The following is a 10,324-nucleotide window of genomic DNA, read 5'->3' on the forward strand; positions in this document are numbered from 1 at the left end:
AGAGTTATGGTCCAGAGATCGCACATTCTACAAGAATAGGGTAATGTATTTTGGTAGAAAACGGATCTGTATAGAATGTTTATGAACTGGTGGTCCATACTGATATTCAAGGTAACTGTTGAAGACAGAGTATCTCAACAGTTACTGTTCCAACATAAAGAGTGAAATGAGAACCTAAATTGAAGCGAACCATTAACATACTGATTTCTACAATTGATTCTGGGATCTATAATCTGGACAAAGTGATCCTGGGACAGCAGGAAGGGATTTATTACATCGTTTCACACCAGTATACCGATGAGCAGTACCGACGTACGCCTTCCTTTCTTGAGCGAGAGGATATTCGGGTTTCCCATATCCCCGGCAGGGGTGTTACCAAGTCTAGAAATAACGCGATCCGACTTGCTGATGGCGATATCGGTCTTTTTGCGGATGACGATGTTACCTATGCGAAGAATAATTTTGAGACTCTGGAGAGGGTATTTGAGGAGCATCCGGAGGTGGATGTTGCCCTGTTTAAGATACAAACCGGTCCGGGAGAGCCTCCTTATAAACGGTACCCGGAGAAGAGCATTACCTACCAGGATGCGCCTTCGGTGGGAACGGTAGAAATGGGATTTCGGATTCCGAAAATTAAAGAAAAAAAGATCCGTTTTGATGAACGGTTTGGTGCCGGACAGCCGCTATTGATCGGTTCGGATGAACGCCTGTTTGTGCAAGACTGTATCGATGCGGGATTAACGGTGCGGTATTTTCCTGAATATATCGTGCACCATCCGTATGAAAATACCGTCAAAAAAATTCCCAAATATGACAAACGCCTGATATGGGTAACAGGTGGTGTGGATTGTCGGCTAAACGGTCCGTTAGCACTGGTTAAGGCGCTACTGGGGACTCTGAAGATCGTACCTGATTTAATTAGAAATAAGGTAAATCCGCTCTTTTATTTCTATCATCGTATTTCTGCCGTAATCTATATTTTAAAAACGAATAAAGGTCCCCATGAAAGCTAAATCAGCACCTGAATTTTCTGTAATAATTCCTGTTTACAATAATTGGGAAACCCTGAAATTGTGTTTGAGTGCATTACAAAAACAAAGTCTCGATCAGGAATTATATGAGATTGTGGTAGTTAATAATGCTTCCACGGTTCCATTACCAGACGGGTTAAATCTACCGAGGAATGCAAGAATTATTGAAGAGCCTAATCCTGGATCATATGCTGCCCGAAATACAGGTGCAAGCGTGGCAAATGGAAGTATACTGGCATTTACAGATTCAGATTGTATTCCTGATACACAATGGCTGAGTAATGCAAAAAAAATGTTTGAGGATACCAATTGTGATCTGATTGGGGGTGAAATCGAAGTTTTTTTAGCAGAGGATGGTGCAAAACATGCTTATATCTATGATAAACATTTTGCTTTTCGTCAAAAAGAGTGGGTACCCAACGGGAAAAGCTGTACGGCAAACTTAATTATTAAGAAATCGATCTTCTATAAAGCTGGAAAATTTGATTCAACATTGAAATCAGGTGGTGATTGGGAATTTTCTAAACGATGCGTGGGCAAGGGATATGATATGCAATACGGTGAATCTGTGATCATAAGGCATCCGGCCAGAAAAACTCTGCGGGCATTATTAAAAAAACATTATAGGCATATCTGTTGGGGATCAATTATTACAAGAGAAAAATATCAGTGTGGACAACTCAAAGTGTTGCTTAGTAGTTTGAAAGGAGCCTTCCAAAGACTCTTTCGAAAGAACCCACAGATTTCAAAAAAATATGAACGATTTGTTGTACTATACATCGACTTTATCAAACTGGTGGTTCAGCTATATGGGAATTTGTTATTGCTATTTAAGTTAAAAGATCCGCATAAAGTCAGGGAATAAAAAAGCAAGTATACATAATGTTCGAAATGGTGCCATCTACTTAAAAATCTGACTGGTTGAAACAAAGAAGCCTAATAATGAGCTATAGTTTTCAGAATATCTAATTATCAAGATTTAACATGCTTTCAGATGAAAAAAAAATTCTTATTATCAGCAGTTCGTTTTACCCGGTGAACTCGCCGCGCTCATTCCGGGCCACGGAGCTTGTGAAGGAGTTCGCCCGGCAGGGGCATGACGTTACGTTGTTGACGTTGAAAAATGACAGATATCACATTCCATTTGAAGAGGAGTTCGGGGTAACCATTAAAGACCTGGGAGATAAACGGCTGCCCGACATAGATATGAACGGGACGAACGGTATAACCACACTTTTTAAACGGGCGTTGCGCAGGGGGGCTCTTCAGTTGTTTGAATATCCCAATATTGAGCTGGCGTTTAAAGTAAAACGCGCACTAAAGAACGAGGCGGGATACGACCTGCTGATATCCATCGCGGTTCCACACCCGATTCACTGGGGGGTGGCCTGGGCATGGGATGAAAAAGATCCGGTGGCCGGCACCTGGGTGGCCGACTGTGGAGATCCCTATATGGGAGCTGTGCTCGACTCGTTCAACAAGATGTTCTATTTCAAATACGTGGAAAAATACTTCTGCAACAAGGCGGATTTCATCACCGTGCCGATCGAAGACGCCAAAGAGGGATACTACCCGGAATTCCGGGACAAAATCAGGGTGATTCCCCAGGGATTTCAGTTTGAAGCCCCTGGAACAGAGGCGGTCCGGTATCGCGAGCACGCGGTTCCAACCTTTGCCTATGCCGGTGGATTTATCCCGGGCGGGCGGGATCCCAGGGCTTTCCTGGACTACCTGACCAGTATTGGCCATCCCTACAAGTTCATTGTCTATACGAGGAGCAGATCCCTCGTGGAGCCGTATGTTGAACGGAGTGCGGGGACCATTGAAATTCGTGATTACATACCCCGCAGTGAACTGTTGAAAGTGCTCTCAACGATGGATTTCCTGGTAAACTTTGAAAACAGCACCTCTCTGCAGCGTCCAAGCAAATTAATTGATTACTACCTGGCTGGCCGGCCGGTGCTCTCTGTAACGAGTTCCGATATTGATAAAAATGCAATTAACGAATTCCTCAGTGGAAACTATACCAGGAAGTATGAATTTGGAGATATGGACCAATTCAGGATAGAGAACGTGTGTCGCAACTTTTTAGATTTATGTCAACAGAAGGTAGGCGTATGAATAATTCAGAAGGGAAAACGGGCTTTTATTCCGCCATCCTGTTTTTAGTTTGGCCACTGCTTGCGCTTGTTTCTGCATTTAGAAATTATCGCAGCAGCTGGGGAAAGAATATACTATGGGCATTTGTGGCATTTTACGGTCTCTGTTTTGCGATAGGTACAGAAAGCCAGGGCAGTGATATCGTCCGCTATGTTGAAGAGGTCCAAATTTTGCACGAGAGGAGCCTGTCGCTGAGCGGCGCCCTGGATTACTACCTGGAGAGCGGGGAGCTCGATATCTTCAGAACGCTGATAGCCCTTGTCGTTTCAAGAGTATCTGGCAGCCAGGTGGTGCTTACCCTGGTGTTCGGAACCATTTTTGGCTTCTTTTATTCCCGGAATATCTGGTACGTACTGGAGCAACTGCAGGGGAAGATACGCATGATTACGTATCTCCTGTTGATCTGTTTTGCACTTATAGTACCGGTCTGGTACATGAACGGATTTCGGATGTGGACTGCCACACACATATTTCTGTACGGCTTGTTGCCCTACCTGTTTGAAGAGAAAAGGTCGGGACTTGCTGTCGCTTCCCTCTCGATATTGATGCACTTCTCATTTATCGTTCCGGTTGGACTCCTGTATGGGTATATCTTTTTGGGGAACCGGGTGACGCTGTATTTCCTGTTTTTTATCTCCACATTTTTTATTTCAGAGATTAACCTGACCGTCATAAATAATTTTATGCAAACCTATGCCCCGGAGATACTCTATGAACGAACAGACAGCTATCTGGTTGAATCAGAAGGTCAGGGCGGGGAAGGCGGCGGAGGTCCCGTGTGGTATGCCAGATTTTATACTGTAGCCTTGAAATGGTCGGTAATGGGATTCCTGGTCGTATTATACCTGAAGGGCAAAAACTTTTTCCTGAAAAACAGGAGGTGGATGAACATGTTCTCGTTTATCCTGCTGTTCTATGGTACGGCAAATATTTTGAGCCTGATTCCCTCCGGGTCGCGATATGTCACTATTGCAAATCTCTGCGCCATGGCTTTGATAACACTGTATGTTCAAAACAGAAAAGATGAGGTCGTGATGAAACGGTTCATCGCGCTTGCGACTCCGGCCCTGTTACTGTTTGTGGTGGTGGCGTTCAGGATCGGACTTTACTCCATGAGTGCCACGGCTATTCTTGGAAACCCGGTCATCGCCCTGTTTCTGACCGGGGACCACATTTCACTGAATGATGCACTGAAAACCTTGATTTTGTAGGCGGAACGGGATGGAAATGCTGAAGAAAATTCGAAAAACCGCGGGCAGATACCTGGTCAATATTCCGGGATGGCGCACCGACAGGAAAATTGTGGTGATAGAATCAGATGACTGGGGAAGTATCAGGATGCCCTCCAGGGAGGTATATGAGCAATGCCTGCAGGCCGGGTACAGGGTAGACACAATCGCCTATGAACGCTATGACAGCCTGGCAAGCGAAAAGGACCTGGAATTACTGTTTGAGCTCTTGAACCAATTCCGGGATTGCCACGGAAACCCGGCGGTTCTGACTGCAAATGTGCTTGTGGCCAATCCCGATTTTGAACGTATTAAAAGCGCCGGATTCAGTGATTACTTTTATGAGCCTGTGACTGAGACGTTCCAAAAATATCCCGGTCATTCAAACTGCTTTGATTACTGGAATCAGGGAATGGAAGCCGGCCTGTTTTATCCCCAGTCTCACGGCAGGGAACACCTGAATGTATCGATGTTTATGAGTGCTCTCCAGGAACGGGACAGGGACGCCATGTTTGGCTTTGAACATGGAATGCCCGGCTGTATTCCAAAAGGGGAGCCCGGAAGAGGTAACAGGTATGTCGAATCTTTGAGGTACTCATCTGCGGCCGACAAGGGGGGAAAATTATCAATAGTCGCAGAGGGCCTGGATCTGTTTGAGGACCTGTTTGGATTCAGGTCTGCCTCCTTTATTCCGCCCAACCATATTTGGAGTCCGGATTATGACGAGCTCATATCCCAAAAGGGAGTGCACTACTACCAGGGACGCAGAAAAATGAAGGAGCCGCTTTATGACGGCACAATTCAGCTTAATACGCACTATCTGGGACAGCAAAACAGCCAAGGTCAAATATATTTAACCCGAAATGCAATGTTTGAACCAAGCCTGTTCAAGGATAAAGCAGCCCAGGTAAACCGATGCCTGAAGGATATTGCTGTTGCCTTCAAACTGGGGAAACCGGCTATAATTTGTTCTCACCGGTTAAACTATATCGGCTTTATCGATGAAAAAAACAGGGACGAGAACCTGGTGCTGATGAAAAAGCTGCTCCGGGAAATCACCGAAAGGTGGCCAGATGTAGAGTTTATGAATTCAGTTCAGCTGGGAAAATTGATTGAACAGCGGGTTTAAACCACAAAAGAGATGCAAAATGATAAAAACGATTTTATCAAATACAGACCTGCCCATCAAAAAGCGGCTAAAGAATCTTCTATTTTATTATTCCAGGAAGCGGGGGGCGGAGAAGTCTTGGTCTCAACGGCATGAACGGGTGTTCAGTGCCAACGAAACCTATCGAACGGCCTGCGATGAACAGGTGGAAGCCGAACATAAAAACAGGTGGGCGGTGTTCAGAAAAAATGTTGATTTGGATACACTGAGAATATGTGCCAACATGTCTGGAAAATCGGATGCACGAATGGTTCCCGAAGATATTTTTGTATCCGATATCGAGCCTACATTAATGGATAATGAGTCAGCTCATTTTTTTAGCCATAAAAGTTTTTACAACCGCTGGTTTCCCGATGGAACATTTCCTGAAAGTTTTCTTCACGGGATAGAGGGTCGATACCTGGATTCTGATTTAAAGGAGATTCATTTTGACGAGCTGTCCCAAAAGGCAGGTACACTCTCATTCCCGGTGGTAATGAAGCCCAACGTAGATTCATTTGGAGGCCAGGATGTTTTTATTGTTAAAAGTGCGGAGGAACTAATTCACAGGTGCAGGGAAAGCCAGGATTTTGTTGTGCAGGAGCGAGTTTTGCAACATCATTTTTTTGAAAAATTTAATCCGGTGGGGCTAAATACTATCCGGGTCTATATCTATAAATCAGTAAAAGATAATACCCCTCATGTGCTCAGCATGGCACTGCGCATGGGAAAAGGCGGTTCACTCGATAATGAGACCTCGGGGGGGATCCATACAAGAATCCGCGAAAATGGTTTTTTAAACAGGTATGCGGTTGATAAATATGGAACTAAATATACCGAACACCCGGATACGGGCTATACATTTGACATCCAGGTACCCGCCCATGAGGAGCTGAAGCAGTTCTGCCTGGATGTGGCCGGAGATGTTTTTTTCGCAAGAATTATTGGGCTGGATGTTACCCGCGACAGAGAGGGCAATTGGAAGGTCATTGAAATTAACACGCAAGGCCATACCATCCGGTTCTCCCAGTATGGAGGAAAACCCTTTTTCGGAGAATTTACGGATGAAGTAATTGAATATTGCAAAACCAACCACTGGGCATTACAATGATTGGACTAGGCAGAAGTGGCTATTGAGTAGCATTGGTACCCTCCCTGTCGCATCGCTGAAGGAGCTGATGCTGACCCAATCAGGAGAGTCATTACACGGATATACAAGTGATAGAATAAGAATGGAAAAGAAAAGACAATACAGTTTAACATCCAGAGCCTTGTACAGGGGGAAAATGTTTCTTGAGCGGATCAACAAATCTTGGTCCGGATATCTGAGATACAGGATGTCAAGAGATGAAGCAAAGAAGATTAGGGAGAGGGTGATTACTCGAAACGGGCAGCAGATAGTTGATCAAAAGATGATAAAGACCATTAAAACCTACTGTCGAGACGTTTTTGATAGCCCGGCGTATTGGCCCTGGCTGGCCCTGTATACCGAGTTGAGGGGCGAGTTCAAAGAAGGATGGATTCCCGACGAGTATTATCGTTTTAAACTGTTGCCTAAGATGAATCCTGAAAAGTATATGCGCTTTAGCGAAGCGAAGGCCTTAGATCACAAAATATTTAATAGCTCAATTGTAAAATCGATAGTTGTTCGTGCTAACGGTCTCTACTTTGATGAAGAGGGTCGATTTAAAACTAAGAATGAGGCGCTGCAGATATTACGCGACCAGCCTGGAGAAATCATTATAAAGCCCGTTAGCGGTCGGAGTGGAAATGAAATAATGTTTAAAGATCCCCAAGAGATAGATTTACAGGAATTATCTCCTGGAGCCGACCTGGTATTCCAGAACGTGGTTAAGCAGCACCCGGAAATGAGCAGCCTATATCCTCACTCCGTCAATACATTTCGAGTTATGAGTTACCTAACGCAAGATGGAGAGATAAAAATCAAGTTTATTATTATTCGGTTTGGCATTGGTGGAAACCGGGTTGACAATGCCTCCCAGGGAGGAAACTGGATTTTTGTCTATCCTGACGGCACCGTATCACCAAAAGCGTATGAGGGGAACGGAATACCTGTGAACAACAGGCATCCCGATACCGGGACAAGATATGCTGATCTGAATCTTCCCTTTATACCAAAAATCACCGCATTTTGCCGGGATGCTCACTGCCATTTTCCCTATACCAGGATAATTGGATGGGATGTGTTTGTAGACGCGGAAGGAGAACCAAAACTGATCGAGTGGAATGCAAACAACCCGTTTTTCTGGGCTATTGAAGCGCGGTTCGGCCCCATTTTCGACGAACCGGAATGTATGAACCTGTAAGAGACCGCCGAACTGCGAGTATAAACACCGGACAGAGTCATTGAATACATTTAACCTGGATTGTTCACAAGCAATATTCATTGATACTGTAAATTATTGTGTAATAATCCAGGTTAAAAGAACCGCAGATTTAACAACAGATTTCTCCAAATTATCATGCGGATATCGATGAACTCCACGAGTACGTATGATCAGAATAATAAATCTACAGTAGTTGGAGCAATAGAATGAAAATAGCTATCCATCAAAAGCAAGACGATTTCAGTTCCAAATGGATCGAATACTGCGAAGAACACGATATCAATTACAAGATTGTAAACTGTTACTCCACTGATATTATTGAGCAGGTGGAAGACTGCGATGCCCTTATGTGGCACTTCAACCAGGCAAGGGCCGAAGATGTACTTTTTGCCAAACAGCTGATTTTTGCGCTGCAAACCGCCGGCAAAAAAGTGTTTCCTGACTTTTACACCGGATGGCATTTTGACGACAAGGTCGGACAAAAATATCTGCTGGAAGCAATAGGGGCGCCGGCGGTTCCCTCCTATGTATTTTACAACAAGCAAGAGGCGCTGAACTGGGTCGAAAATACGACTTTTCCCAAGGTGTTTAAGCTCCGCAGAGGGGCCGGGTCAGCCCACGTAAAATTGGTGAATAACCGGTCTGAAGCTGCCAGGCTGGTCCATCGGGCTTTTTCCCGTGGATTTAGCCAGTATGATAAAGTGGCAAATCTCAAGGACCGCTGGTATAAATTCAGAAAGGGAAAAACCAGCTGGTGGGATGTGACCAAGGGGATACTGCGATTAGCGAGAACCACGGAATTTGCTCGAATAATCGGTCCTGAAAAGGGATACGTGTACTTCCAGGATTTTATTCCCGGCAATGATTATGATATCCGGGTGATCGTTATTGACGGCAAGGCCTTTGCCATTAAACGGTTGGTCCGTGAGGGAGATTTCAGGGCTTCCGGAAGCGGCCATGTGCTGTTTGAAAAAAAACATTTTGATGAGGAGACCATCCGCCTGTCGCAGGAGGTTGCCGAAAAGGTACAAAGTCAATGTCTGGCGATCGATTACGTGTATGACAAGGAAAACCGTCCCTTTATAGTCGAGTTGAGTTACGGATTTGTTAAAGAAGTGTACTACAACTGTGAAGGATACTGGGACCGGCAATTAAACTGGCATCAAGGTCGATTTGATGCCCAGGGATGGATGGTTGAAAGCCTGGTTAAAAATGCAGGTTGATTACGTTGATTGAATAGGGAATTGCAAAACTTTTAGCCAGCTACATTTTAAAACAGAGGTGGATTTTTTGAGGGCTTTGCGAAACCCCTTTTGCAAAGTCCCTCTTTTTATGTGAAGAAAAAATGAACGCTCCTTTTGGGGATAAAATGTTTGTGGTTTTTTGGATACCCAACTAAACATCAAAAGACCTAAGTTCTGCCCAATCTCAATAATTAACATGAGTTCGATATAGTTTCCAGCTTTAACATTGTTTCTTAATTTTTTGGGGCAGGGCTTAATCTCCCCTTCAGGGGAGCGCCGCCGAAGGCGGGAGGGGTGTTATTCTATGTTAGTGGCCTGAACCTCCCGATCCAATCGCCAGACCCACACGATTGCCCCACCCTCCTCAAGGAGGGACTGTTTTCTTGCCATTTCAAGGGAAACAGGCATTCTGGGTGAGATCACTATGTAGAACTCAGGTTAATTGCTTGGGTTACCCTGATTATTGTTGGCCCTTCCTTTAGGTTTTCTCCCTTTCTTAGAAAATTCGGAACTTTATCAAGCGTACTCTATATAAGCTTCTTGTGTGCTCTCGATACTGTTTGAATGGCTCTATAACAGCAGTTAATCTCTACCTTTGAAGAATTTGTATAACAGGCAGAATGCTCAATTCTATTTTTATTAGAACAAATAAAATAAAGTATTGGAAATTTCTAATATTTGTGTATACTAGGGCAGCAAGAAGAGGTTAACTCCTCAATTTATAGTTGTTTACATCTAAAGTAATATCATCTACATCGCATAAAGATCTACGATAGGAGCCTGTAATGGCATGTCAAAAGGTACAGAAGTGTTTTAAGTTAGATCTTTTATGCGAAAATAAATATTATAAAAAGTTAATTTTATTAAAAAATACTGTAACAATTACTGGGTAAACCCTTCTTAGACTACCCAAATAACTAACACAATATCATCTACAATGCTCTCTCACATCCCTCGCAAGGACTGCGGCGGTTGCACGCCGTTTACAAATTTTATACAAAGTAAAAATTATATAATAAAAGCTTCTCTGCATTTCGCTTTTCTGGTCGTTCTCATAATTGGACTGCCCCTGTTGCTGTCTGCCCAGACGTTGGACAGTGTATCGGGGGATCGCCAGGCGCTGGTGGATCTGTACCAGGCGACGGGCGGTCCGGGCTGGGACAAC

At 44.2% G+C, this 10,324-nt stretch carries 8 protein-coding genes; all 8 read left to right on the plus strand.

Going from position 1 to position 10,324, the window contains the following annotated elements:
- The first annotated feature begins 179 nt into the window (after positions 1-179).
- The 8 genes from ACG2F4_RS15530 (at position 180) to ACG2F4_RS15565 (ending at position 9,138) form a co-directional block, all read left to right on the plus strand.
- Complete coding sequence (locus tag ACG2F4_RS15530) at positions 180-1,013, plus strand: glycosyltransferase family A protein (RefSeq protein WP_395261800.1); 834 nt, start codon at positions 180-182, stop codon at positions 1,011-1,013.
- Positions 1,003-1,896, plus strand: coding sequence for a glycosyltransferase (locus tag ACG2F4_RS15535; RefSeq protein WP_395261801.1), 894 nt, complete (start codon positions 1,003-1,005; stop codon positions 1,894-1,896). Before ACG2F4_RS15530 ends, ACG2F4_RS15535 begins: the two co-directional genes overlap by 11 nt.
- Before the next feature lie 119 nt (positions 1,897-2,015).
- Positions 2,016-3,152, plus strand: coding sequence for a glycosyltransferase (locus tag ACG2F4_RS15540; protein WP_395261802.1), 1,137 nt, complete (start codon positions 2,016-2,018; stop codon positions 3,150-3,152).
- Complete coding sequence (locus ACG2F4_RS15545; protein ID WP_395261803.1) at positions 3,149-4,402, plus strand: EpsG family protein; 1,254 nt, start codon at positions 3,149-3,151, stop codon at positions 4,400-4,402. The genes ACG2F4_RS15540 and ACG2F4_RS15545 overlap by 4 nt, the downstream gene beginning before the upstream one ends.
- 16 nt (positions 4,403-4,418) lie before the next feature.
- Positions 4,419-5,549 carry a hypothetical protein gene (locus tag ACG2F4_RS15550; protein ID WP_395261804.1) on the plus strand — a complete coding sequence of 377 codons (1,131 nt, stop codon included), beginning with the start codon at positions 4,419-4,421 and terminating at the stop codon, positions 5,547-5,549.
- Between the two features lie 19 nt (positions 5,550-5,568).
- A complete protein-coding gene (locus ACG2F4_RS15555) occupies positions 5,569-6,678 on the plus strand; it encodes a sugar-transfer associated ATP-grasp domain-containing protein (RefSeq protein WP_395261805.1) in 1,110 nt (369 codons plus the stop codon).
- Positions 6,641-7,894 carry a sugar-transfer associated ATP-grasp domain-containing protein gene (locus ACG2F4_RS15560; protein ID WP_395261806.1) on the plus strand — a complete coding sequence of 418 codons (1,254 nt, stop codon included), beginning with the start codon at positions 6,641-6,643 and terminating at the stop codon, positions 7,892-7,894. Before ACG2F4_RS15555 ends, ACG2F4_RS15560 begins: the two co-directional genes overlap by 38 nt.
- A gap of 227 nt (positions 7,895-8,121) precedes the next feature.
- Positions 8,122-9,138 carry a RimK family alpha-L-glutamate ligase gene (locus tag ACG2F4_RS15565; RefSeq protein ID WP_395261807.1) on the plus strand — a complete coding sequence of 339 codons (1,017 nt, stop codon included), beginning with the start codon at positions 8,122-8,124 and terminating at the stop codon, positions 9,136-9,138.
- The last annotated feature ends 1,186 nt before the right edge of the window (positions 9,139-10,324 follow it).

Source organism: Halalkalibaculum sp. DA3122, from assembly GCF_043951865.1.
Taxonomy (GTDB): domain Bacteria; phylum Bacteroidota; class Rhodothermia; order Balneolales; family Balneolaceae; genus JAMQKA01.

Bases quoted from the DNA above. Each gene is read 5' to 3' on its own strand.
- ACG2F4_RS15535 (WP_395261801.1), top strand. From the start codon at position 1,003: ATGAAAGCTAAATCAGCACCTGAATTTTCTGTAATAATTCCTGTTTAC.
- ACG2F4_RS15540 (WP_395261802.1), top strand. From the start codon at position 2,016: ATGCTTTCAGATGAAAAAAAAATTCTTATTATCAGCAGTTCGTTTTAC.
- ACG2F4_RS15545 (WP_395261803.1), top strand. From the start codon at position 3,149: ATGAATAATTCAGAAGGGAAAACGGGCTTTTATTCCGCCATCCTGTTT.
- ACG2F4_RS15550 (WP_395261804.1), top strand. From the start codon at position 4,419: ATGCTGAAGAAAATTCGAAAAACCGCGGGCAGATACCTGGTCAATATT.
- ACG2F4_RS15555 (WP_395261805.1), top strand. From the start codon at position 5,569: ATGATAAAAACGATTTTATCAAATACAGACCTGCCCATCAAAAAGCGG.
- ACG2F4_RS15565 (WP_395261807.1), top strand. From the start codon at position 8,122: ATGAAAATAGCTATCCATCAAAAGCAAGACGATTTCAGTTCCAAATGG.